Origin of the sequence: Kitasatospora sp. GAS1066B (genome assembly GCF_041262605.1) — a bacterium.
Lineage (GTDB): Bacteria > Actinomycetota > Actinomycetes > Streptomycetales > Streptomycetaceae > Kitasatospora.
The window spans coordinates 1-23,443 of sequence record NZ_JBGCCO010000059.1; the positions used below are offsets into that span (position 1 = coordinate 1).

At 72.9% G+C, this 23,443-nt stretch carries 18 protein-coding genes; 9 read left to right on the forward strand and 9 right to left on the reverse strand.

The window, feature by feature from the left end; genetic code table 11:
- Window positions 1–467 precede the first annotated feature (467 nt).
- Window positions 468–1,697, forward strand: a complete 1,230-nt coding sequence (locus ABH937_RS36695) for an MFS transporter (protein ID WP_280691609.1) — start codon at window positions 468–470, stop codon at window positions 1,695–1,697.
- 290 nt (window positions 1,698–1,987) lie between these two features.
- On the forward strand, window positions 1,988–2,788 hold the full coding sequence (locus tag ABH937_RS36700; RefSeq protein WP_280691650.1) for an inositol monophosphatase family protein: 801 nt from the start codon (window positions 1,988–1,990) through the stop codon (window positions 2,786–2,788).
- A 76-nt stretch (window positions 2,789–2,864) separates the two neighbouring features.
- Here the strand turns inward: ABH937_RS36700 and ABH937_RS36705 are convergent, their stop codons facing one another.
- From ABH937_RS36705 to ABH937_RS36720, 4 genes are all read right to left on the reverse strand, one after another.
- Window positions 2,865–4,076, reverse strand: a complete 1,212-nt coding sequence (locus ABH937_RS36705; RefSeq protein ID WP_370220739.1) for a cytochrome P450 — start codon at window positions 4,074–4,076, stop codon at window positions 2,865–2,867.
- A 64-nt stretch (window positions 4,077–4,140) separates the two neighbouring features.
- On the reverse strand, window positions 4,141–4,905 hold the full coding sequence (locus ABH937_RS36710) for a tRNA-dependent cyclodipeptide synthase (RefSeq protein WP_370220740.1): 765 nt from the start codon (window positions 4,903–4,905) through the stop codon (window positions 4,141–4,143).
- Window positions 4,906–5,680: 775 nt separating this feature from the next.
- Complete coding sequence (locus tag ABH937_RS36715; RefSeq protein WP_370220741.1) at window positions 5,681–7,258, reverse strand: aspartate aminotransferase family protein; 1,578 nt, start codon at window positions 7,256–7,258, stop codon at window positions 5,681–5,683.
- 14 nt (window positions 7,259–7,272) lie between these two features.
- Window positions 7,273–8,634: a diaminobutyrate--2-oxoglutarate transaminase family protein gene (locus ABH937_RS36720; protein WP_370220742.1), complete on the reverse strand. Its 1,362-nt coding sequence runs from the start codon at window positions 8,632–8,634 to the stop codon at window positions 7,273–7,275.
- 120 nt (window positions 8,635–8,754) lie between these two features.
- Between ABH937_RS36720 and ABH937_RS36725 the strand changes: the two genes are divergently transcribed.
- Window positions 8,755–9,363: a class I SAM-dependent methyltransferase gene (locus ABH937_RS36725; protein ID WP_280691614.1), complete on the forward strand. Its 609-nt coding sequence runs from the start codon at window positions 8,755–8,757 to the stop codon at window positions 9,361–9,363.
- Between the two features lie 32 nt (window positions 9,364–9,395).
- Here the strand turns inward: ABH937_RS36725 and ABH937_RS36730 are convergent, their stop codons facing one another.
- Window positions 9,396–10,073 carry an HAD-IA family hydrolase gene (locus ABH937_RS36730; protein ID WP_280691615.1) on the reverse strand — a complete coding sequence of 226 codons (678 nt, stop codon included), beginning with the start codon at window positions 10,071–10,073 and terminating at the stop codon, window positions 9,396–9,398.
- 109 nt (window positions 10,074–10,182) lie between these two features.
- Here ABH937_RS36730 and ABH937_RS36735 point away from each other — a divergent pair, with 109 nt between their 5' ends.
- The gene (locus ABH937_RS36735) at window positions 10,183–10,695 is read left to right on the forward strand and encodes a nuclear transport factor 2 family protein (RefSeq protein WP_370220743.1); all 513 of its coding nucleotides are present in this window, start codon (window positions 10,183–10,185) and stop codon (window positions 10,693–10,695) included.
- On the opposite strand, the gene ABH937_RS36740 is transcribed toward ABH937_RS36735, so the two are convergent.
- Window positions 10,686–11,711 (reverse strand): hypothetical protein, encoded by a 1,026-nt coding sequence (locus ABH937_RS36740; protein WP_370220744.1) that lies wholly within the window; start codon window positions 11,709–11,711, stop codon window positions 10,686–10,688. The two genes, ABH937_RS36735 and ABH937_RS36740, sit on opposite strands and share 10 nt — an antisense overlap.
- A 136-nt stretch (window positions 11,712–11,847) precedes the next feature.
- Window positions 11,848–12,915 (reverse strand): RNA ligase (ATP), encoded by a 1,068-nt coding sequence (locus tag ABH937_RS36745; protein ID WP_280691618.1) that lies wholly within the window; start codon window positions 12,913–12,915, stop codon window positions 11,848–11,850.
- Between the two features lie 417 nt (window positions 12,916–13,332).
- Here ABH937_RS36745 and modA point away from each other — a divergent pair, with 417 nt between their 5' ends.
- Genes modA through ABH937_RS36760 form a run of 3 tightly spaced genes read left to right on the forward strand, consistent with a single transcriptional unit; the run spans window position 13,333 to window position 16,062 of the window.
- Window positions 13,333–14,193 (forward strand): molybdate ABC transporter substrate-binding protein, encoded by an 861-nt coding sequence (modA, locus tag ABH937_RS36750; RefSeq protein ID WP_370220746.1) that lies wholly within the window; start codon window positions 13,333–13,335, stop codon window positions 14,191–14,193.
- A 10-nt stretch (window positions 14,194–14,203) separates the two neighbouring features.
- A complete protein-coding gene (modB, locus tag ABH937_RS36755) occupies window positions 14,204–14,995 on the forward strand; it encodes a molybdate ABC transporter permease subunit (protein WP_280691620.1) in 792 nt (263 codons plus the stop codon).
- Window positions 14,995–16,062: an ABC transporter ATP-binding protein gene (locus tag ABH937_RS36760; protein WP_370220747.1), complete on the forward strand. Its 1,068-nt coding sequence runs from the start codon at window positions 14,995–14,997 to the stop codon at window positions 16,060–16,062. Before modB ends, ABH937_RS36760 begins: the two co-directional genes overlap by 1 nt.
- A gap of 270 nt (window positions 16,063–16,332) precedes the next feature.
- Here the strand turns inward: ABH937_RS36760 and ABH937_RS36765 are convergent, their stop codons facing one another.
- Complete coding sequence (locus ABH937_RS36765; protein WP_370220748.1) at window positions 16,333–17,304, reverse strand: LysR family transcriptional regulator; 972 nt, start codon at window positions 17,302–17,304, stop codon at window positions 16,333–16,335.
- Between the two features lie 258 nt (window positions 17,305–17,562).
- On the opposite strand from ABH937_RS36765, the gene ABH937_RS36770 reads away from it, so the two are divergent.
- Together ABH937_RS36770 and ABH937_RS36775 are read left to right on the forward strand one after the other, a co-directional pair.
- Entirely contained in the window at window positions 17,563–18,729 is a 1,167-nt protein-coding gene (locus ABH937_RS36770; protein WP_280691623.1) for an MFS transporter, read from the forward strand.
- A gap of 958 nt (window positions 18,730–19,687) precedes the next feature.
- Entirely contained in the window at window positions 19,688–20,197 is a 510-nt protein-coding gene (locus tag ABH937_RS36775; RefSeq protein ID WP_370220749.1) for a hypothetical protein, read from the forward strand.
- Window positions 20,198–20,886: 689 nt separating this feature from the next.
- On the opposite strand, the gene ABH937_RS36780 is transcribed toward ABH937_RS36775, so the two are convergent.
- Window positions 20,887–23,376: an RICIN domain-containing protein gene (locus tag ABH937_RS36780; protein ID WP_280691625.1), complete on the reverse strand. Its 2,490-nt coding sequence runs from the start codon at window positions 23,374–23,376 to the stop codon at window positions 20,887–20,889.
- Between the last annotated feature and the right edge of the window lie 67 nt (window positions 23,377–23,443).

The window sequence follows — 23,443 nt, forward strand, 5'->3', positions numbered from 1 at the left end:
CAGGCGAAGGCCGCTTCCGCGTACGGCGGTTACCGATACGAGTGATCAAGTTCGACGGCTCGTTCGAGGCGATTGCTTAAAGATCAAGCTAGGGCCTGTCGTCAAACCCCCTTCGTCGCCCGCAGGGCGGCTTGGCGGCGTCAGGTGCGTGCTCTCGGCGTGCCGGGCGCGGGCCCTCGTACTGGGCGTACTCGGGCCTGTGCCCGGTGCGGCGAGAGCGCGTGCATGGCGTCGCCGAGCAGAAGGGGGTTTGACGACAGGCCCCAGGGCGCACGGAGCAGCACCTCGCGCAGTGCCGGTGCGTACGACCTATCGCCGCGCTCGGCCCGAACCTGCTGGATGATCGTACGATTACCCTCCGTGCATAGCCGCCCCTAAGGTCGAAGCCACCCGCTGGACGATCACCCGTGGGCCGACGGCGGGGAGGCGGGCGCCCCGAGTCGGCCCGGCTGGGGGCTCGAAAGCGTATGAGTGCCGTGGGGAAGTGCCGTTCGGCCGTCGAGCTGACGGGTGGCCAGGTGCTCGCCTGGTCGTTCCTCGGGCGGCTGCCGGCCGCGATGTGCGCGATCGGCACGCTGCTGATGGTCAGCCAGCAGACCGGCAGCGTCTGGCGCGGCTCGGCCGTCGCCGGCGCCCTGGCCCTGGGTCAGGCCACCGGCGGGCCAGTGGTCGGCCGGACCGCCGACCGGCACGGTCAGCGCCGGGTCGGCCTGGTCGCCGCCGGGGTCAACGCGCTGGCCATCCTCGCCCTGGTGGCCGCCGTGCGGGAGCACGCCGCGTTCGGCTGGCAGTTGGCGCTCGCCGCGCTGGTCGGGCTCTCGGTGCCGCTGGTCGGCCCGCTCTCGCGCAGCCGCTGGCTCTGGCTGGCGGACGGACAGGAGGAGCAGACGGCGGCGGCCCTCTGGCTGGACGGCCTGCTCGACGAGATCAGCTTCACCAGCGGTCCGGCGGTGGTCGGCGTGCTGGCCACCCTGATCGACCCGGCCGCCGGGCTGCTGCTGGCGGCCGCCCTGGTCGGGGTCTGCGGCACGCTCTTCGCCCGGCACCCGACGGCGGCGCCGGGCACCGGGGGCGGCGGCCCATCGCGGACCTCGGCCCGCCTGCTGAGCGTGCCGTACGGGCTGCTGCTGGCCGGGATCGCGCTGCTCGGCGTGGTCTTCGGCTCGATCCAGGTCGGGGTCACCGCGACCACCGGGCACCTGGGCCATGCCGGGGCGGCCGGGCTGGTCTACGGACTGATGGGCGCGGTGAGCGCCTGTTCGGGCATCGCGATGGCGGCGCTGCCGGCCCGCTTCGACCTGCCCGCCAGGCTGCGGGCCGGCACCGTCCTGCTGCTGGCCGCCGCGCTGGTGCTGCCGCTGCTCGGGCACACGCTGGGCGGGCTCGCGGTGGCGGTGGGCTGCGTGGGACTGGCCGTGGCGCCGCAGATGATCACGATGTTCGGCCTGGTCGAGCGGACGGTGCCCACCGAGCGGCTGGGCGAGGCGATGGCCGGCCTGGTCAGCAGCATCACCCTGGCCCAGTCGGCGGGCACCGTGGCGGCGGGCTGGGCCGCGGCCCGCAGTGGCCCGGGCGCACCGTTCTGGGTCACCTGCGCGGCGGCGGGCGCTGCCCTGCTGCTGGCGGCCGGCACCGCGACCAGCCGCCGCTACCAGCGGCCCGAACCCGCCGATCAGGCCGTCCTCTCGACGGTCTGAGGCTCCGCCGGCTCCCAGCTCCCAGCTCCCAGTCACGCTCGGCGGGCCGGCGCTGCGTGGTGTGCCGGCCGACCTGCGCCTGCCTCCTGCTTTCTGCTTTCTGCCTTCTGCCTTCTGCCTTCTGCCTTCTGCCTTCCGCCTTCCGCCTTCCGCCTTCCGCCTTCCGCCTTCCGCTTCCTACCCCTGCCTCCTACCGCCCCGCCGAGCGCCCAGCCGGTGGCCGGCGCGCGTCGCGGCGCGCCGAGCGTGCGAGAGTGGTAGCCGAGCGAAGGGAGCGGAACGGCGTGCTCATGGAGAAGGTGGCCGAGATCCTCGCCGAGGCTTCGGCGCAGGCCGTTGAGCCGCGGTTCCGGGCGCTGGCGGCCGGCGAGGTGATCGAGAAGGCCCCCGGGGACATGGTGACCATCGCCGACCGCGAGGCCGAGCTGATCATCACCCGGCGGCTGCGCGAGGTGCTGCCCCTTCCGGTGGTGGGCGAGGAGGCGGTGGCCGCCGATCCCAAACTCGCCCGGGCACTGCACAACGAGCCCGCCTGCTGGCTGGTCGACCCGGTCGACGGGACCGCCAACTTCGTCGCCGGGCGCCCCGACTTCGCCGTGATGGCCTCGCTGGTCCGGGACGGCGAGGCGGTCGCGGCCTGGATCTGGCAGCCGATGACCCGCACCGCCTACAGCGCCGAACTGGGCGCGGGCGCCTGGCGCGACGGCCACCGGCTGACCCGCCCGCCGGCCGGCCCGGACCCGGCCCGCTGGCGTGGCGCGGCCAAGCCCTACCTGCGCCGCGGCCGGTTCCCCGGCCTGAGCGCCGACCCGTCCGCCTTCGGGCAGTTGACGGAGGGTCGGCGATCGGTCGGCATCGAGTACCCGCTGATCGCCGACAGCGAGCTGGACTTCCTGGTCTACTGGCGCACGCTGCCCTGGGACCACGCCCCCGGCTCGCTGCTGGTCCGCGAGAGCGGCGGCGTCTCGGCCCGCCTGGACGGCTCCCCCTACCGCCCCGACCCGCCCGGCGGCGAGGACGGTCTGCTGGTCGCCTGCGACCCGCAGACCTGGGAGCGGACCCGCGCGATCCTGCTCGGGCTGCCCGGTTAGACCTGTTCGCAGGGCCCATCCGCTGCGATCATGCTCCCCCGCCCGCGGCAGCCGTTCGCCGCTCCCCCGTCGCCGGTCACCAGAGCACCGGGAGCCGCTCCGGCAGGCGCTTGATGAAGCCGGGTCGCCAGGCCAGCTGCTCCACCGGCAGCGCCAGCCGCAGGCCGGGCAGCCGCTGCACCAGCGCGGTCAGCGCGATCTCCGCGTGCGTGCGGCCGAGGGCGGAGGCGGGGCAGAAGTGTCGGCCGCCACCGAAGGCCAGGTGCGGGTTGCTCACCCGGTCGAAATCGATCTTCTCCGGCTCGGGGAAGACCTCCGGATCGTAGTTGGCACCCTCGATCAGCACCAGCACCAGCTCGCCGGCCCTGATCTCCACCTCGCCGAGCTTGACGTCGGCGAGCGCGATGCGGGGCAGCGCGTCGCCGATCGAGAGGTTGTAGCGCAGCAGCTCGTCCACCGCGCGCCCGATCACGGCCGGTTCGGCGCGCAGCCGGTCGGCCAGCTCGGGCTGTTGGGCCAGCGCGATGATCGCGTGCTGCAGGAAGGCCGAGGTGCTCACCGCGCCCGCGCCGAAGAGCGAGAGGGCCACGGTGGCCAGCAGCTCGTCGCTCACCTGCTCCGAGACCTCCGGCGAGCGCCGCAGCTCGACGAACCGGCCGAGCAGACCCCGTGTGGGTGCCGGGTCGGCGTTCAGCCGGTCCAGCAGGTAGCCGAGGTCCTTGTACCAGTTGGGAGTCGAGCCCTCGAAGGGCTGCGGGCTGGTGATGAAGGCGACGTCGATGCCGGACATCAACCGCCGCCAGTCGTCGGTGGGGATGCCGATCAGCCGGCAGTGCAACGCGGCGGAGTACGGCTCGGCGAAGGCGTCCCGCAGGTCGGCGGGCGCGCCCTCGGCGATCACCCGGTCGAGCAACCCGTGCGCCTGTGCCTCCAGCCAGCTGCCCAACTCCCGGTCGGCGCGCGGCGAGAGGGTCTTCATCACGGCGTCGCGCAGCCCGGCGCTGTTGATGTTGCCCATGTTGTTGACCACCTCCGGCGGGATGGTCAGCGCGTACTGGCGCGGCACGCCGGGGTTGGCGGTGTCCTTGAGGCTGAACCGGTCGTCCTCCAGCACCTGCTTGGCCAGCTGGTAGTTGCTCACCAACCAGGCCTCGTCACCGGTCATGGTCCGGACCCGGGCCACCGGCTGCTCCGCGCGCAGCCGCTCGGCCTCGGCGGGGAGCACGTCACCGCGGCGGGAGAGGGGGAAGGGCGGCAGCTCGGTGCGGGGCGTCGTACTGGTGGTCATGAACGTAGTTCTCCTTGGTTCGATGCGAGTTGGCGCGGGTCAGGTCAGCGGGAGGAACGTGGGCTCAGGCCGCGACGGCCTCCTCCACGGCCTCTCCGGCGGATTCCTCGGTGGCTTCTCCGGTGGCTTCCCCGGAGGCTTCCGCCGCCGCGGTCGGGCGGACCACCGCGTAGCCCTGCTCGGCCACCGCCCGCAGCCCCTCGGTGCGCCCGAACAGCACCGGAGTGAGCGGGAGTTCGACGTGGTAGCAGGAGATCGAACTGGCCTTGCCGAGCAGCGCCGGGGTGTCCAGGAAGAACGGCAGCTCGGCGCAGATGTACCGCAGGCCCGCGGCCAACTGCCGCTCGTCGGCGGCCGCTCCGGCCGGCAGCCGGGAGCTCAGGAAGGCCCGCGCCATGCCCTCGGCGGCGGCTCGGAAGACCGGGTCGTCCCGCAGCGCGACCGCGACCTCGGCGTGCAGGCGCCGGTAGGCGGGGTCGGGGAGGAAATCGGAGAGGGCATGCATGGCGACACCGGTCAACCCGGCCTCCTCGACGCCGCGCTGGATCCGCCGGGCCGTGGTCTTGACCTCCTTGGTGGCCCGGCGCCGGGCGTGCTCCGGGGTGTAGCCGAAGGCCTCGAACTGCGTGTCGACGTACAGGTCGGCGTGGACGATGTCGATCGAGTCGAAGAACTCGCGCCCCCAGCTGACGAGTTCGCTGATCCGATGGGTACTGAAGTAGCTGTTTCCGGGACTCACGCCGATCAGCAGGTGGTCACCGCGCTCCCAAACCTGCCGGCAGCGGTCGGAGAAGGGCAGGGCCTGGTACGGGCTGGGCTTGGTGCTCATGAGCGCGTCGCTCATTACGCGGCCTCCGCGTCGCATGGCTGGGTGCACCAAATCATTGGTGTACGCAGCGAATCAGGGATTTAGACAAGGAACAAGCGGCACAAGGGGGCGCGCCAGGGGAATACGCCCGGCCGACGGGAGCCCGACCAGGCGTGGCGGCAGCCCAATGGGGCGCGCGAACTGACGCGCACTCGGCCGGCCGCGCGCAGCAACGCGCACGGGCGCGCAGCCGTGTGCGGCTATTGACGTGCGTTCATCGGAATGTGACGCTGAATTCACGCCCGGCGGAACTCGGCAACCACTCGGCAGGCCGCGCGGTGCGGTCCCCTCCGGACGAGAGGTCGTGGCTCAGCCGGCGCGGCGGGCCGCGCCTAATCTCGGCAGCACCTGGACCGGGGGCGCGCCGTCGGGGATGGACACCACGGACGCCGGGGCCGTGGCCGGCCGCGCCCGATCGCTACGACATGCCGCAGCCACCGCGAACTCGCGGTTGCGCATGACGAGTCCCCCTCGCGCCGCTAGTCCCTGGGAGCCGTGTGCTCCCGGTGTGGCGGCGACTACTAGACGTTATCTCCGCCGCTCGGGAGATCCGCAAGCATTGGCCGCCGGTTGGCGGGAATGTGCGCGAGGCACGGCCGAAAATCGTCGTTTCGGGGCCGCTCCGCGCTGCGCTCCCAGCTTTTTCCGGGCGTTTCGACAGCGCACTGGAATGTTTCCCGGAAATCCTCACACAGAGTCACCACAATGTGGCTTCCTCCAATTTCGGGGCGCTTTTCTAGGTCCGCGCTGTATCCCCCGAGGCTGTCCGGCCGCCGCCCGACCACTCCGTCCGACCGGCCTCCTCGACCACCAGGTCCAGCAGCCGGACCAATTCGGCTTCGGTGGTATGCGGATTGAGCATGGTGAGCTTGAGGCGGACCAGACCCTCCGTCACTCCTGGTACAGGAGAGGGAAGTTCGGTGCGTCCGAGGACGGCTCGCCCGCTCGCCAGCAACCGGCGGCGCAGCTCGGCGTTGAAGGCGTCGACGGCCGCCGGATCCGCGCGCCCGGCCGGGTCGGCGGGCAGCGCGCGGAAGAGCACGGTGGTCAGCAGCGGGTCGCAGTACAGCTCCAGCTCGGTGCGGGTCCGGATCAGCTCGGCCGCCGCCTGGGCCAACTCGTGGCAGCGGTCGACCAGTCGCCCGAGGCCGGCCCGGCCCAGGGTGCGCAGGGTGACCGCGATCGAGAAGGCGTCGGCCCGGCGGGTGGTGCGCAACGAGCGGCCGAGCAGGCTCGGATAGCCGGCCGCCTCGTCGTCGGCCGGGTTGAGATAGGCGGCGCGACGGGCCAGCGAGGCGTAGCTCTCGGCGCGGCGGACCAGGAAGATCCCGGCCGCCACCGGCTGCCAGCCCAGCTTGTGCCAGTCCAGCGAGAGCGAGTCGGCCCGGTGCAGGCCCTCCAGCAGCGGGGCCAGCTTGTCGGAGAGCAGCGCGCCGCCGCCGTACGCGGCGTCCACGTGCAGCCAGGCGCCGTGCTCGGCGGCCAGGTCGGCGCAGCGGTGCAGCGGGTCGATCGCCCCGGTGTCGGTGGTGCCGGCGGTGGCGACCACGGCGAGCGGCAGCCGGCCGGCCCGCCGTGCGGCGGTGAGCGCTGCGGCGAGCGCCGCCGGGTCCATCCGCTGGTCGCGGTCGACCTCGATCGGGACCACCGCGCGCTCGCCGAGACCGAGCACGGCGGCGGCGCGCTGGATCGAGAAGTGGGCGGCCCGGGAGGCGAAGATCCGCGGCTGGAGCGCGGGGTCGACGCCGTCCAGCTCCACCTGTCCGGGCAACAACTGGTCGCGGGCCAGCAGCAGGCCGAGCAGGTTGGACTCGGTGCCGCCCGAGGTGAGCACGCCGGCGGCCAGCTCCGGCCGGTAGCCGACCAGCGCGGCCAGTTCGGCCAGCAGTTCGGTCTCCAGCACGGTCGCGGCCGGGGCCTGGTCCCAGGAGTCCAGCGAGGGATTGAGCACGCTGACCGCGAGGTCAGCGGCGACCGCGACGGCCAGCGGCGGGCAGTGCAGGTGCGCGGCGCAGGCCGGGTCGGCGGGGTCGGCGGCCCCGTGCGCCAGCAGTTCCGTGAGCGCGATCAGCGCGGCGGCGTCGGTCGGTGCCGTGGCGGCAAGCGACATCGTGACCTCGGTGCCGCCCGGCGCGCCGAAGGCCTGGACCACCTGCGCGGCCAACTCGCCCGGCTCGCCTGCCGCCAGCGGGCCGCCCCGGCGAGCCGCGCCGACGGTCAACGCGTCCAGCACGGCGGTGAGCAGCGGCCGCAGCGCCGCCGGGCCGGCCACCCCGCCCGCTAGCGGTGGCAGCTCGCCTTCCTGATGCTCCATCAGCTGATGGTCAGTCACACTGCACCAGCGGCGGCCGCCGCGATCGCCTCGGCCAGCCGCTCCAGCACCGCGTCCGCCTGCTCGTCCGTGATGGTCAGCGGCGGCAGCAGCCGCAGCACCGCGTCGTGCCGCCCGCCCAGCTCGACGATCAGCCCGCGCGCCAGGCAGGCCGCCCGGACCCGCACCGCGAGCGCGGGGTCGGCCGGGTGGGCGCCGCAGGAGTCCGTCTCGCCTGCCGGGTCGACCAGTTCGACGCCGACCATCAGGCCGCGTCCGCGCACGTCCCCGATCACCGGCAGCCGCTCCTGGAGCGCCGTCAGCCCGGCCAGCAGCCGCCGCCCGACCAGCGCCGCCCGCTCCGCCAGGCCGTGCGCGGCCACGTACCGCAGGGTCGCCGCGCCGGCCGCCATCGCCAGCGTGTTGCCGCGGAAGGTGCCGGTGTGCGCGCCGGGGCGCCAACTGTCGTACTCCTCCCGGTAGACCACCACCGCGAGCGGCAGGCTGCCGCCGATCGCCTTGGAGAGCACCATCGCGTCCGGCACGATCCCGCTGTGCTCGACGGCCCACATCGCGCCGGTCCGCCCGACCCCGGTCTGCACCTCGTCCAGGATCAGCGGGATGCCGCGCTCGGCGGTGATCCGGCGCATCTCGCGCAGCCAGCCGTCGGGCGCCGGCACCGCGCCGCCCTCGCCCTGCACCGCCTCCACGATCATCGCGGCGGGTCGCACCACGCCGCCCGACGGGTCGTCGAGCAGCCGTTCGGTGTAGACGGCGGCCAGCCGCTCGGCCGCCGCGCCACCCATCCCGAACGGGCAGCGGTAGGCGTACGGGTACGGCAGCCGGGTGACCTCGCCGCCGCTGGGCAGCGGCTCCTTGACCGCGACGTTGCCGGTCACCGCGAGGGCGCCGGCGGTCATGCCGTGGTAGCCGCCGGTGAAGGCGAGCGCGCCGCGCCGCCCGGTGGCGGTCTGCATCAGCTTGAGCGCGGCCTCCACCGCGTCGGTGCCGGCCGGTCCGCAGAAGTGCACCCGGGCCCGCTCGGCGAAGGCCGCGGGCAGGCTCTCCAGCAGCGCGGTGGTGAAGTCGTCCTTCTCGGCGGTGGCCAGATCGAGCAGGTGCAGCGGTGCCCCGCTGTCCAGGGTGCGGCGGATGGCCGCCAGCACCACCGGGTGGTTGTGGCCCAGCGCCAGGGTGCCGGCACCGGAGAGGCAGTCGAGGTAGCGGCGACCGTCCGCACCCTCGACCGTCATGCCGCTGGCGCGCACCGGCACGATCGGGAAGGAGCGCGCGTAGGTGCGGGCGGCGGACTCGCGGACGCGCTGACGGCGCAGGATCGCGTCGCCGGCGAGCGGGGCGGGTTCGGCGGTGATGGTCACGAGGGAGCTCCCACAAGGCTGGCCAAAGTTAGGTTAGCCTTACCTTAGTTCAGGGCCCGTCGGTTCCCTGCCGTGCTGTCAACGACACGCCCGCCCACAGGTCACGGGTACGCTGCGCGCATGGACGACCATCAGGCCGAACTCGCCCGCACCCGCGACTTCTTCGCCGTGCGCGCCGCCGACTGGGAGGAGCGCTTCCCGGACGACGGGCCGCGCTACGCACAGGCCGTCGTGGCACTCGCGCCCGCGCCGGGCTCGGTGGTGCTGGACGCGGGGTGCGGCACCGGGCGGGCGCTGCCCGCGCTGCGCGAGGCGGTGGGCGAGCGCGGGACGGTGCTGGGCATCGACCTGACGCCCGAGATGCTCCAGCAGGCGGCCCGGCTCGGCCGGGACGCGGTGGCCACACTGCTGGTCGGTGACTGCGGCCGGCTGCCGCTGGGCGACCGGGTGGTGGACACCGTCTTCGCGGCCGGACTGATCACCCACCTGCCCGAGCCCGCCGCCAACCTGGCCGAACTGGCCCGGATCACCCGCCCCGGCGGGCGGCTCGCGCTCTTCCACCCGGTCGGGCGCGCCGCGCTGGCCGCCCGGCACGGGCGAGCGCTCACACCGGACGACCTGCGGGCCGAGCCCAATCTGCGCCCGCTGCTCGCCGGGTCGGGCTGGCGACTGACCGACTATCTGGACCAGGACGACCGCTTCCTGGCCCTCGCCGGCCGCGTCGACTGACGGGGCACCAGCCGCCCGGCGCTGGCCGTTGGTCACCCGAGCAGCTCCAGCAGCGGGCCGAGTCCGGCCGGACGCTGGTCGACCGGCAGGTGGTCGACCAGGTGCAACGGGCAGCCGAGCGCGGCCGCACCCGCATCGGCCCGGCGGTCATCGCCGACCATCAGCACCTCGCCCGGCGCCAGCCCGAGCCGGTCACAGGCCGCCTGGAAGATCGACGGGTCCGGCTTCTGCGCACCGAACTCGAAGGAGAGCAGGTAGGCGTCGACCAACTCGTCCAGCCCGTGCGCCCGGAAGACCGGGCGCAGGTCCCAGCCGATGTTGCTCACCACCGCGACCGGCAGCCCGCGCCGCCGCAGCTCGCGCAGCGTCGGCTCGGCGTCGGGGTACGGGCGCCAGGCGTCGGGGGTCATATGACGGTCGTACAGCGCGTCGGCCAGCTCCGCCATCGGCGAGCCGGCCGCCCGGACCAGCCCGGCGTACGCCGCCCGGTGCCGCGCCTCGCTCAGGTCCCGCTTCTCCCACGCCTCGGCCAGCTCCGCGGGTATCACCTCCGGCACCGGACCGCCCGGCAGCGCGCCGTAGGTCGCCAACCGGCGCGCGCCCTCGGCCAGTTCCTCGGCACTCAGGGCCAGACCCTGCGCCGCGGAGACGCTCGCCCACCAGCGCTCGGCCGACTCGATCCGGAAGAGCGTGCCGGAAAAGTCGAACATGACTCCATTGATCATGCGACGATCCTGCCACCCGCGGCTTTGACGTACCGTCAGGCAAGGGGTGTACGAAGGCTCAATTCATCGGCTGTCCACCCCTGGGAGCGACCCCGTGAGTATCCGTGACGACGTGATCGACACCACCATCCGGATGTGCTGGTACACCGACCTGCGCGACTGGGAGCGGCTCGCCGAGGTGCTGGCCGACAAGGTGACGCTGGACTACTCCCGCTTCGGCGCCGGCGCCCCGGCCGAGGTCCCCCGCACCGACCTGATCGCCTCCTGGCGCTCGCTGCTCGGGGGCCTGCGGGCCACCCAGCACATGCTGACCAACCACCTGGTCACCGTCGACGGCGAGCAGGCCCGCTGCACCGCGCACTTCCAGGCCACCCACATCGCCGATCACGACCTCGGCGAGAACAGCTACACGCTCGGCGGCCGCTACGAGTTCGGCCTGCGCCGGGGCGGGGAGCGGTGGCTGATCGAGTCCGTCGTGATGACCCCGCTCTGGTCGACCGGCAACCAGGCGGTCCTCTCCGCCGCACGAGCCGACGCGCAGGCCGACGCAGAGGCCGACGCACAGGCCGACGCGCAGGCCGACCGGGACCAGCCCGCTCAGTCGTAGTCGCTTCCGCTGACCGCCCAGGCCAGGCCGGTCGCGGGATCCTCCAGCGCGAGGTGCAGGTGCCAGACCTCGTCGGCGCTCTCGCACCAGGTGAAGCAGCGCATCCGGGCCACCAGTGCCGTCACCCCGGCGACCGAGCGGCGCCCCGCCGGCTCGGCCATCGCGGCGAGCACCCGCCAGACCGCCAGCCGGCCCCGCGCCGTGCCGCCCGAGCGGCCGTAGGCACTGGCGCCCGAACCGGCCCGGACCAGCGCGGGATAGGCGGCGGCGAACGGCAGATAGCCCGCGACGGTCTCGCCGTGCGGCGCACCGGATCCGGCGAACAGGGCGGCTGCCTGCGGGGCGGTGCCGCGCAGGCAGCGCGCGTCGAGCCAGTCGCACAGGCCGCGCAGCGCGGCGGTGGCCGGCTGTTCGGGGTCCGGTAGCGCCGCTCCCGGCCTGGGCAGCCGGATCGGGCCGAGGCCCTCGCGGCTTTCGGGCAGCGGGAAGTGCGCGGTGGCCGCGCCGTCGGCCCGGTAGGCGGTGACCCGGTCGGCGGGTTCCCAGCCGGCCTGTTCCCAGGGCAGCAGCCGGAGCGGCACCGTGGCGTCCCGGCCCAGTGTCGGAGTCGGTGCCGGTGCCGGTGTCGGTGCCGGTGTCCGGCCATCCGTCAGGTCCTCGCCGAGCAGCACTCTGGTGTGCGCCATCAGGGTGCGCACCGGCTCGGGGAGCGGTAACCCGGACAGCACCGCCCAGGGCTGCCGGACCGCCAGCACCTCCCAGAACGGGCCGACCCAGCCGTCCCGCTCGCCGGCCGCCGTGCCGGGCCCGGCAGCCGGGTCGAAGAGCGCGGCGGCGATCGACACCGGGGCGCCGAGGGCGATTTCGTGGCCGAGCGCGGCGGTCCGCCGGGCCGCCGCCGGTTCGCCGGCCCGCGCGGCGACCCGCACCCGGGTGCGCCGGTAGCCGTCGAGCAGCCGGGCCCAGTGGCGGTCGGCCTCGGGTTCGCCGACTTTCGGGTCCTGGTACGTGATCACACTTGTCAGCGTACGGTCCAACCGACGCCGTCCCCTGACACCGCGTCAGCCCCGGTGCGTCGCCGCCGGTCCGCCGCTACCCGGGTGCGTCGCCGCCGGTCCGCCGCTACCCCGGTGCGTCGCCGCCGGTCCGCCGCTACTCGAACTCGGTGCCGCCCTTGCGGGTCAGGTACGCGCCGCTGACCGCCTTGGCGATCGCCCGGCCGCCGAGCACCGGGCTGTGCCGCTCGACGACGGGCCGGATCACCACGCCCTCGCGCAGGTGCAGCGCCCGGCCGGAGACCGTCTCCCGCCCATCGGCCTGGGCCAGCACCACCGCCGGGTCGAACGGTCCGCGCCACAGCTCCGGGACCAGCGGCAGCAGCCCGGCCAGCAGTTCGGCGGCGGACAGCCAGCGCAGCTGACCGTCGATCAGCGCCGAGACGTCGAAGACCGCGTAGCCCGGCAGCTCGGTACGTCCCGAGCTGCCGTACGTCAGGTCCTGCACGCCCGCGCCGAACACCTCGCCGAAGATCCCGATCCGCTCCGCCCCCAACTGCTCGGCCAGCCTCGCGGCCACCGCCGGCACGCCGTGCGCGCGCACCGCCCGCCAGTAGAGGTTGCGGTCGTCGGCCTTCAGCGCCAGGTACTGCGCGCCGATGCCCTTGGAGGAGACCTGCACCTCGCCGCCGGCGGCGTGATAGGTGAGCAGGCAGCAGCTGCCGTGCAGCTTCTCGGTCAGCACCACCGGCTCGCCCGGCTCGAAGATGTCGGGGAACCGCTGCAGGTTCTCGATGTCGACCCAGGGCAGCAGGTCGGGGGCCGCCTCGACGTCACCGTTCATCGCGGTCGGGATCGGCGGCCGCCACTTGGTGATGCCCAGCTGCTCCGCGAAGTCGCGGCCCTCGGCGGCGGCCGCGGCCAGGTCGGTGCCGGCCAGCGCGCTCGGCCGGCAGACGATGCCCTGGGAGAGCTCGCCGCGCAGCCGGACCGCCCTGACCCGGTCGGCGTTCGGCCCGGCCAGCTTGCCGGTCAGGCCCAACTCCTCGACCAGTGCGGCGGGCAGCACGGCCTGCTCCGGGATGTAGAGCGCGTGGTCGCCGGTGCGGTAGGCGCCCTTGGCCACCACCGCGCGGTAGAGGCCGACCTGGGCCAGCTCCAGCGCGTCGGCGTTCGGATGGTCGAGCACGGTCAGCCGCTCGGCGGTGACCCGCAGCGTGGACATCGGATGTCCTCCCCCTCGAATCGTTCTCGGCGGCCTACTCTGCTGCCCGGACGAGCACTCCGGCCAGCGGTTTTCGGCCGGAGTGCTCGTCCAGCCGTCCACCGCCCGAAGCCACGGCGTCCGAACGTTCGCACAGGCGGCCCGAGCGTTCGGGGGCGGACACGCTGTGCAAAGGCACAGAGGATTTCAGGCTTGCATCTACGGCACTATGATCGCCACAACGCCCGCAGATACGAGCACACCGAGCCCAGGCGCCACTGTGGCCACCGCCAACCCGGCAGTCACAGCAGACGCACTGGGCCCACGCGCACGTCCCGGCGGCGCCAGGGTCGCCCCCTTCCGTCGCATGGCGCGGCGGACCGGCCCGTACCTGACCGCACCGCCGTGTCCCTGAGGACCCGGCAGGAGGGGAACCACATGCCCACCACCCGGATCCGTACCGCCGCCGCCACCCTCGCCGCGCTCGCGCTGGCCGGTGGCCTGACCGCGTGCAGCAGCTCGACGAAGTCGACCGGAAGCGCCGCCTCCTCGCCGTCCTCGTCCGGCCCGGCCGTCACCGGCACGGTCACCGTCTTCGCCGCCGCCTCGCTGCAGGACACCTTCACCACGCTCGGCAAGAGCTTCGAGGCCGCCCACCCCGGCACCACGGTGAAGTTCAACTTCGGCGGCAGCTCCACGCTGGCCCAGAGCATCAACTCCGGCGCCCCGGCCGACGTCTTCGCCGCCGCCTCGCCGGCCACCATGAAGACCGTCACCGACGCCAAGGGCACCGCCGACACGCCCACCGTCTTCGTCAGCAACACGCTGGAGATCGCGGTCGCCAAGGGCAACCCGAAGAACATCACCTCGCTCCAGTCCCTCGCCGCGCCCGGCATCAAGGTCGCGCTCTGCGCACCGCAGGTCCCGTGCGGCGCGGCCGCGCAGACCGCGCTCAAGGCGGGCAACGTGAACCTCACCCCGGTCACCCTGGAGCAGGACGTCACCAGCGCGCTGACCAAGGTCGAGCTCGGCGAGGTGGACGCCTCGATCGTCTACCAGACCGACGTCAAGTCCGCCGCCGGCAAGGTGGACGGCGTGAACTTCCCCGAGGCCGCCAAGGCGATCAACAACTACCCGATCGCCGACCTCGCCAAGGCCCCGAACCCGACCGGCGCCAAGGCCTTCGAGCAGTACGTCGAGTCCCCGGCGGGCATCGCGGTGCTGACCGCGGCCGGCTTCCAGCCCCCGACCGCCTCGTCCACCGCCCCGTCCACCGCCCCGTCGCCCTCGGCCTCCTGAGGACCGCTCAGTGCGTAGCCGCGGCTCCCGGATCCCGATAGCGCTGCTGCTGCCGGCCCTGCTCGGGCTGCTCTTCCTGCTGCTGCCGCTGGTGGGCCTGCTGGTCAAGGCCCCCTGGCGGTCGCTGCCCCAGGAGTTGTCCAGCCCCGCGGTCTGGCAGGCGCTGCGGCTGTCGCTGATCTGCGCCACCTCCGCCACGGCGGTCTCGCTGGTGCTCGGGGTGCCGCTGGCCTGGCTGCTGGCGCGCACCGACTTCCCCGGACGGCGGGTGATCCGCGCCCTGGTGACGCTGCCGCTGGTGCTGCCGCCGGTGGTCGGCGGCGTGGCGCTGCTGCTGGTGCTGGGCCGCAACGGGATCGTCGGCCGCTGGCTGGACTCCGCCTTCGGGATCACGCTGCCGTTCACCACGCCCGGGGTGGTGGTCGCCGAGGCCTTCGTCGCGATGCCGTTCCTGGTGATCAGCGTGGAGGGCGCGCTGCGGGCCGCCGATCCGCGGTTCGAGGAGGCGGCGGCCACCCTCGGCGCCTCCCGGCTGACCGCCTTCCGGCGGGTCACGCTGCCGCTGATCGCCCCCGGGGTGGCAGCCGGCTCGGTGCTCGCCTGGGCCCGCGCGCTCGGCGAGTTCGGCGCGACCATCACCTTCGCCGGGAACTTCCCCGGCACCACCCAGACCATGCCATTGGCGGTCTACCTGGCGCTGGAGACCGATCCCGAAGCGGCGATCGCGCTCAGCCTGGTGCTGCTCGCGGTCTCGATCGCGGTCCTGGTGGGACTGCGCGAACGGTGGATGAGCGCACCGTGATGGATCGTCAGACTGTCGCCCTGGACGCCCACTTGCGCGTCGAGCGGCCCGGCTTCACGCTCGACCTGGCGCTGCGCGCCGCCGCCGGCGAGGTGATCGCACTGCTCGGCCCGAACGGTGCGGGCAAGTCGACGGCGCTGCGCGCGCTGGCCGGCCTGCTGCCGCTCAGCGGCGGGCACCTGCGGCTGGACGGGCAGACGCTGGAGGAGCCGGCGGCCGGGCGGCACACGCCCGCCGAGCGGCGCCCGGTCGGCGTGGTGTTCCAGGACTACCTGCTCTTCCCGCACCTCAGCGCGCTGGACAACGTCGGCTTCGGGCTGCGCTGCCAGGGCCGCTCGAAGAAGGAGTCGCGGGCCGCCGCGAGCGGCTGGCTGGACCGGATGGGCCTGGCCGACCACGCAGCCGCCCGCCCGGCCAAGCTCTCCGGCGGGCAGGCGCAGCGGGTGGCGCTGGCCCGGGCGCTGGCGGTGCGGCCCCGGCTGCTGCTGCTGGACGAGCCACTGGCCGCCCTCGACGCCCGCACCCGGCTCGACGTCCGCTCCCAACTGCGGCGGCACCTGGCCGAGTTCGAGGCGGTCGCGGTGCTGGTCACGCACGACCCGCTGGACGCGATGGTGCTGGCCGACCGGCTGGTGGTGATCGAGGACGGCGCCGAGGTGCAGTCCGGCACTCCCGCCGAGATCGCCCGCCGGCCGCGCACCGACTACATCGCCCGGCTGGTCGGCCTGAACCTCTATCAGGGCACCGGCGAGGGCCACCTGGTGCAGCTGGCGGACGGCACGGTGCTGGCGACGGCCGAGGAGGTGTCCGGGCCCGCCTTCGTGGCGTTCGCGCCCGCCGCCGTGACCCTCTACCGGGAGCGGCCCGCCACCAGCGCCCGCAATCTGTGGGAGGTCACGGTGACCGGGCTCGAGCTGCAGGGCGCCCAGGTGCGGGCCGAGCTGACCGGGCCGCTGACGCTGGCCGCCGACCTGACCCCGGTGGCCGCCGCCGAACTCGACCTGAGCCCGGGCGCGCTGGTCTGGGCTTCGGTCAAGGCGGCGCAGACCCACGCGTATCCGGCCTGAGCAGCGCTTCGGTCCGGGCTCAGCTCGCCGAAGTCGGGTTCACTCCTCGCCGATGCCCACGTCCGCCACCGGCGCGCCCGCACCTTCGCCTACGAGTTCGCCTGCGCTCGACCGCCGTCGGCGGCGCGCTCGGCGCCCGCCGCTGCTGGGAACTGCCGTTCGTCTTCCACCACACCGACCTGCCCGCCCTGAACGGCGACACCGCCCCGCTCGGTCCCCACCAACCGCCGGCCGACGTGTCGGACCGCACGCACGCTGCCTGGGCCGCGTTCATCCGCGACGGCGATCCGGGTCGGACTCCGTACGACCTCGCAGTTCGACGTCCTGAGCTTGTTCTTCCCGGGGGCCGTCCTCCTCGGGTGGGGCCTCCGGTGTGCGTTCGCGCAGGAGCTGGAGGAACGCGCGAGCCGCCGGTGAGGCTGTGGAGGCGACCCAGACCGCACGCACTGTTCGCGCAGGCACGCCCGTCGCAGTCACCGCAGTCACCGCAGGCATGCGTGCGGCGGTAGCGGCGGGGACCAATCCGATGCCGAGGCCGCGCCCCACGAGCTGTTCCAGCAGCGCCATGGTGTCGGCCTCGAAGGCGACGGTGCGGGTGGCGCCGGCCGCCGCGAACGCCGCGTCGTTGTGCCGGCGGATGCCGGAGCCGGGTGGCATGTCGACCATGTCCTCCTCGGCCAGCCGGGCCGGTGTGACGCGCGCCGCCCCGGCCAGCCGATGCCCGTGCGGGACGATGGCGACCAAGTCCTCGTGTGCGAGCACCCGCCCGGTCAATCCGGCCGGGGGCCCCTCCGGGCGGGTGTCGACGAACGCGAGGTCGCAGGCCTGCTCGCGCACCTCTTGCAGCAAGTCCCGGACCAGCCTGGCGCGCAGCGTGACGCGCACAGCCGGATGCCGGTCCCGGTAGGCGGCGAGCAGGTCGGGCAGATCCACCGCGGTGAGCGGGGTGATGGTGCCGATGCTCAGCTGGCCGCGTACCTCGCTGCCGACTGCGGCCACCTCGCAGCGGGCCCGCTCGATCGCGGCCAAGGCCTCACGGGCCGGGCCGAGGAACGCCTCGCCAGCCGCGGTGATGCGCACCTGGCGGCTGGTGCGTTCGAACAGTCGGGTGCCCAACTCACTCTCCAACCGGGCGATCTGATGGCTGAGGGCGGACTGGACCACGAAGCAGCGGTGAGCGGCGCGGGTGAAGCTGCCGGTCTCGGCGACAGCGACGGCGTAGGCGAGCTGGCGGAGTTCCATCCATCCATCGTGTTCCGCGATCGCTGGGATGACAACCATCTGTTGGATTCATCCGGACTGGCCGGAGAGCATGAACGCAGTCCGGACCGACGGGCGCCGCGCGCCCTGTGACGCGGTCCGCGGACGGAGAACTCACGGAAGGAAACGGACATGGCCTCTTCCTCGGCTTCCTCCGCCGCGCAATCCACCACAGGCGCTCCCGGGCCCCGTGCGGGCGGTGCCAGCCCCGACGATCCGGGTCGTGGCACGGTCGTGCTGATGTCTGCGGCCGTCGGGCTGTGCGTGGCGAGCAACTACTACGCCCAGCCTCTGCTGGACACCATTGCCCGCGACCTGCGGCTGTCCGCCGCCTCCGCCGCGCTGGTGGTGACGGTCGCCCAGGTCGGCTACGCACTGGGGTTGATCCTGGTACTGCCGCTGGGCGACCTCATGGAACGGCGTCGGCTGGTCAGCGGCCTGACCCTGGCCACAGCATGCTCCCTTGCGCTGACCGCGGTCGCCCCCAACACAGGTCTGCTGCTGGCCGGCACCGCGCTGACCGGTCTGCTGTCGGTGACCGCGCAGGTCCTGGTGCCGTTCGCCGCCGATCTGGCCACCCCTCATCGGCGCGGTCAGGTCGTGGGAACGGTCATGAGCGGACTGGTGCTGGGCATGCTGCTGGCCCGAACCGCATCCGGTGCCCTGGCCGCGGTCGGCGGCTGGCGCACGGTGTACTGGGCCGCGGCGGCTGCGATGGCCGTCCTGGCCGCCACCCTGCACCGGGCGCTGCCCCAGTACCGGGGATCCGCCGGTCTGCGCTACGGACCGTTGCTGCGCTCCACCGCGCGCCTCCTGGTCGACGAACCGGTGCTGCGGGCCCGGGCGTTGCTCGGCCTGCTGGCCTTCGCCTGCTTCAGCGCGCTGTGGACGTCACTGGCCTTTCTGCTCTCCGGCCCCGGTTACGACTGGTCGGACAGCGAGATCGGACTGCTCGGGCTGGCCGGTGCCGCCGGTGCGATCGCCGCCCAGCTCGCCGGGCGCCTGGCGGACCGCGGACGCACCACGCTGACCACGATGGTCAGCGCGCTGCTCCTGCTCGGTTCCTGGGGTCTGCTGGCCCTGGGAGCGCATCAGGTGGCGGCGCTGATCGCAGGCATCGTGCTGCTGGACCTGGCTCACCAGGGCGTGCACATCACCAACCAGTCGCTGATCTACGCGCTGCGCCCGGACGCACGCGGACGCATCACCTCGGCCTACATGACGTGTTACTTCGTGGGCGGGGCGATCGGCTCAGCGCTGGCTGGCGTGGTCCACGCCCACGCCGGTTGGAACGGGGTCTGCGTGCTGGGTGCCGCGCTCGCCCTGCTGTTGTGCTTGGCGGCGGCCAGCACCGCCCCCGGCTTCCGGAGCTGGTGGCGTGGGCAGACCCGGCTGCGGGAACTGTGAACCGTGGCGAGCGCAGGTGTCCTGGCCGCCGCTGTGCTCACGCTCATCGCCCTGGCGATGCGCCTGGCCCGGTGACACCGGCGGGGCCCGGCAACCCGGCGGACACGGCCTGTCCCGCGCCCACTCCGAGACCGCGCACCCGCCCCGCGCGAGGACGGTGGGCTCGACTTGGCTTGCTGCGTGTGCCTCGGTCCATTGCTGCCTCTCTCACGGTGTCCGTGTTCAGCATCGCGCGTCAGGCTGCGGTTGCTTCCTCGTGTTCGACGAGGACGCCGGCCTCGAACCTGGAACCCTCGGCATTCACTACGCTGAGCGCGGGCCTACTCGGAGACCTCACGCTTCCCGCTCTTATCGTGTTGGTACTTGCCATCGCATCAGTGGTTATGGTCGTGGTCGGCTTGTCCATGAAGCGACGGCAGCGCAAGGAACGCGAGTTGCTGATGCAGCAACACCACGAGTACCCGGCGCAGCCTCCGACGCCCTTTGACCAACCTCGGCCGCCGCAACAGAACCCGTACCAGTAGGCGGACCGCACGGTGCCACAGTGCCGGATCGACTATCGAGCCGGCGGGGCGCCATTACGGACCGTCACCCGGGCTGCCCGCTCCGCCTTCGGCGGCGGAGGGCCCGGAGCACCCGAAGCCCGGCCGTGTCGGGCCCGCCCTCTGGACACCGTCGGGCGCGCACACGCAGCTGTGCCTCAAAGTGGCGGGGTCCTGCCCAGGCGCTCGTGCAGCGAAGTGAAGCTACCCCCGCAGGTACGCAAGGGCTCTGACAGAAATCGGTGGCAGGGGTTCTTGAGCGCCCCCGATTCGTACCAGCCGTCCCCCACGTCCGTGCCGGAGCAGGCACCGCTGGTGTCCCGCTGAAGAGTGAACCGCGGAGAAACGGCACGAATCCGTCCATGGGAGCGGTACGTTGGTGTCCCGTCACAGACCCTTTGAGGAGAACCGGCGGCGTGACCAGCGAGCAGGATGCCATCAACACGGCCGTGGACGCGGTCGTCTCCGCAGTACGGGCCGGTGACACCGCCGCTCTGTACGAGGCCGTGATGCCACCGGCTGGCGTGAGAACGCCTCCCGACGAGGCCGCCAGGTGGTTCGGCCTGCTCCTGATCCACCTGGCGCTTGCCGCCTCGGCGGCCTGCGAGTTGGAACGGGGCTGTTCCCGGGAGGCCCTCTCGCGCTGGATCGCGGATGTGCTGGGCCCGCCCCCCACCCCCGCGCTGATCCGCGGTGCGGACCCCACCCACATCGACCACGTCGCGGCCGCCACTGCTGCGGCCGACCACGCCCGGTACGTCGCCTACACCATCGACCTGATGGGAGTGGGCCTTGCCGCGCCGGGCGAGGACGTGGACACGCGGATCGTCGACGCCCACCAGGCAGCGACAAACGACAAGACGGCACGCATCAACGTGATCGCGCTGCTCGCCAGCCTCGCCGCCGCGCCCTCCCGGCAAGGATGAGCCCGGGCGGCACCTTCGCTGTCGACGGCCGGCTCCTGACACGGCTTCACAGCCACACACGATCGGTATGCCACCTGTCCCGGGCCGGGCGAGGCCAAACCGAGTGCCGTCACTCGCGCTCGGGCGCCCCTGTTTCTACCGCCGCGAAGGGCCCGGCAAGACCCTCAGCAGTGTGACGACAGGGCGCACGTTGCTTCCCACCGAGCTGCAGGAGCTCCAGCTCACCCACCTGTCGTCCGTCACCGGGGTGGAGTCGAACTGGTCTCCGAGCGGCAGGGGCGCTCGCTGATCATCACCAGCAACCGGGCTCCCAGCGACTGGCACCCCCACCTCCCCAACCCCGTTGCGCAGTGTCGTTGGCGGGGCGTGTACTGGTGCCCGACCGGCTGCGACCTGGAGGTGCCGATGGCCCGCCTGACCGGCTCGACACCTACTGCCACCGAATGAACTCCGGAGAACTGATCAGGAATTGCCGACCCGCTGATTCCGCCGCCCCGAGGAAACCTGCGGCCACCTCAGTCTTCCTGTTCACAGGCGCGCGAAGCCGTGCCACCTTGCAAGACGGCACGGCTGGGGCAATTCGCGTACTACCGGCGGACCGGGCCAGGAATTGCCCGCGCGACCGCTGATTGTGCGTTCGGATTTCCGGCCGACTCACCGGCGAAAAACCGGCTGCGATCGGGCGATGATTACTGGGTGGTCGTCCACTGCTGGTTGGTCTTGCCGGTACCGCACGTCCACTGCACGACCTGCGCGCCGTCGTCGGTCGAAGAGCCGGTCACGTCCAGGCACTTGCCGCTGTTGACGGAGACCAGCTGGACGGCCTTGGAGCCCACCACCGGCTGCAGCAGCCACTGCTGGTTGGCCTTGCCCGTGCCGCAGGCCCACTGCAGTACCTGCGCGCCATCGGCGGTCGAAGCCCCCGTCACATCCAGACACTTACCGCTGTTGACGGAGACCAGCTGGACGGCGCTGGATCCGGCCACCGGCTGCAGCAGCCACTGCTGGTTGGCCTTGCCGGTGCCGCACGTCCACTGGTCGACCAGGGCTCCGTCAGCGGTCGAAGCGCCGGTCACGTCAAGGCACTTGCCGCTGTTGAGGTTGGTGACGGTGGTGGCCGTCGGGCCCGCGAGGGGTGTGATGGCGACGTTGGCGAAGTCGGCGTGCTGGAAGCCGCCCACGCCCAGGCCGATCTGGCCGACCAGGTGACTGTTGTCCGTGACCGAGGCGACCTGCACGTGGTCGACGGACGCGGTGATCGAGTCGCCGGTCATCGCGAGCGTGAGGTTGTGCCAGGTCCCGGCGCCTGCTCCGGAGTAGCTCCCGCCGGCCAGGACGGTGTCGGTGCTGGAGCGGTCCTCGGTGAACAGTGTCCAGGTGCCGGTGTCGTCGATCTTCAGGTGGTAGGCGGAGCGGTCGTGGTCGACGTGGTCGATCCGTCCGAGCAGTTCGGCGGAGCTGCCGGACTGTTCGAGGTTCACGTCCGTACTGGCCTGGTAGTTGTTCCACCTCGGGTCGCCCAGCAGGGTGGCCGGGGTGTAGTTCATGTCCGAGTGCCAGGGCAGCGGGGCCTGGGTGATGACCTGGCGCAGGCACATCGGGGTGCCGGCCCCGGCCGGGCAGGGTGCGGTCTCGAAAGCGCCGGCCCAGTCGTGGAAGTACTTTGCGGTCGCGCCGCTCTGGTAGCCGCTCAGGTCGGCCTGGTAGGGCAGCGGGAAGGTCTGCCCGGCGGGTCCGGTGGCGGTGCCCTTGCCCTGGCCGGTGGTCGTGGTCACGGTGTAGAGGTAGCCCGGCTGCAGGGTCAGCGAGTACGAGCCGCGCTGCGGGGTGACGTCCTGGGTGTGGACGAACCACTGGGCCGAGTCGCTGCTGTTCATGTTGGTGGCCCAGACGTGCACCGCACCGGTCGAAAGACCGCCGGCGACCTTGACGTTGACGGTGGTCGCCGCGGAGGCGTCGGTGGTCTCGAAGACGGTGCTGTAGTCCTTGCCGGACTTGAGGGTGACGTAGCTGCCGTTGTGCGGATCGCCGCCCAGGCCGGTGCCGGGCAGGTAGCCGGTGGCGCCGTCCAGGTACTTCCAGCCCGGCTTGGCGAACTGCTCGGTGTGGGCCATCACCCAGATGTCTCGGCCCACCTGGTAGTTGCCCGACCAGGGCTGGTCGGCGGCCATCAGGCCGGCGCCCGCGAAGGGCAGGTTCGAGGGCCAGGAGCTGACCAGCGCCCACTTGATGTCCGCGGTCATCCTGGCGTCGACGTACTCGCGGTTGATGTTGCGGGACAGGGCCGAGGGGTCGGAGCCGTAACTGTCGTTGTCGTCCTCGGAGGCCCAGAGCGGCTTGTCGAGCCCGATCGCGGTGGTGGAGCCGGGGCAGCCGGTGTAGGCCGGGGTCGAGTGCCAGCAGGTGCCGTGCAGTCCGACGACCCCGACGGCCTTGTCGAAGGCGCTGTCGGTGGCCATGTCGGAGGCGACCGACCAGTTCGCGTCGTCGTTGTCGGCGGCCACCAGCGTGGTTCCGGTGTAGCCGTGGCTGTCGAGGGAGGTGCGCAGGTTCTCGTACCAGGTCTTGTTGTAGCCGCTCTCGTTCCAGCCGCCCAGGTAGCCGATGTTCAGCCCGTGGCTCTTCGCGCAGCCGAGCCAGGACTGGATGTAGGTGATGTTGTCCGGGGACCAGATGCCGCCGTTCAACCAGCCAGGGGCGGCCCACTCCAGGCCGTAGAACCTGATGCCGGGGTTGCGGGCCTTGGCCTGCGCCATGAGCCACCACTCGTAGCCGCGGTTGCAGTCGACCTCGGTGGGGGTGCGCATGTGGCTGGGCTCGGGGCCGTCGCTGGAGTTGGCGTCGCCGCCGATCTCCACCTTCAGCATCTGCAGCGAGGCTCCGTAGCCGGGCTTGAAGAGGTAGTCCAGAATCTGGCTGCGCTGCGGCTCGGGGTAGTCGACCAGCAGCCGCGAGGTGGCCCCGCCGCCGCTGATCGCCCCGAGGCCGTCGAAGGTCCGGCCGGTCGAGGTGCCGTCGATCGTGATGTTCTGCGAAGTCGCGGGCGCGGCGGCGGTCGTCGCCGGCGTGTCGACCGTGGGGGCGGCCGGCGCCGGGGTGGCGGTGAAGGCGGTGGCGAGGCCCAGGATCAGTGCCGCCAGCAGGGTCGCGCTTCGCGGCGCGAGGAGGAGTCTACGCACGGAGGTGCTCCGAATACCTGAGGGTGCGGGTGGGTTGTGGCACTGCGACGCGCGCGGGCCTGGCGGG

What these genes read in the sequence shown, in the direction of transcription:
- ABH937_RS36770 (WP_280691623.1), top strand. Translation starts at nt 17,563, where the DNA reads ATGTCTGCGGCCGTCGGGCTGTGCGTGGCGAGCAACTACTACGCCCAG.
- ABH937_RS36725 (WP_280691614.1), top strand. Translation starts at nt 8,755, where the DNA reads ATGGACGACCATCAGGCCGAACTCGCCCGCACCCGCGACTTCTTCGCC.
- ABH937_RS36710 (WP_370220740.1), bottom strand. Translation starts at nt 4,905, where the DNA reads ATGAGCACCAAGCCCAGCCCGTACCAGGCCCTGCCCTTCTCCGACCGC.
- ABH937_RS36715 (WP_370220741.1), bottom strand. Translation starts at nt 7,258, where the DNA reads ATGGAGCATCAGGAAGGCGAGCTGCCACCGCTAGCGGGCGGGGTGGCC.
- ABH937_RS36745 (WP_280691618.1), bottom strand. Translation starts at nt 12,915, where the DNA reads ATGTCCACGCTGCGGGTCACCGCCGAGCGGCTGACCGTGCTCGACCAT.
- ABH937_RS36730 (WP_280691615.1), bottom strand. Translation starts at nt 10,073, where the DNA reads ATGTTCGACTTTTCCGGCACGCTCTTCCGGATCGAGTCGGCCGAGCGC.
- ABH937_RS36700 (WP_280691650.1), top strand. Translation starts at nt 1,988, where the DNA reads ATGGAGAAGGTGGCCGAGATCCTCGCCGAGGCTTCGGCGCAGGCCGTT.
- ABH937_RS36760 (WP_370220747.1), top strand. Translation starts at nt 14,995, where the DNA reads ATGGATCGTCAGACTGTCGCCCTGGACGCCCACTTGCGCGTCGAGCGG.
- modA (WP_370220746.1), top strand. Translation starts at nt 13,333, where the DNA reads ATGCCCACCACCCGGATCCGTACCGCCGCCGCCACCCTCGCCGCGCTC.
- ABH937_RS36705 (WP_370220739.1), bottom strand. Translation starts at nt 4,076, where the DNA reads ATGACCACCAGTACGACGCCCCGCACCGAGCTGCCGCCCTTCCCCCTC.
- ABH937_RS36695 (WP_280691609.1), top strand. Translation starts at nt 468, where the DNA reads ATGAGTGCCGTGGGGAAGTGCCGTTCGGCCGTCGAGCTGACGGGTGGC.
- ABH937_RS36765 (WP_370220748.1), bottom strand. Translation starts at nt 17,304, where the DNA reads ATGGAACTCCGCCAGCTCGCCTACGCCGTCGCTGTCGCCGAGACCGGC.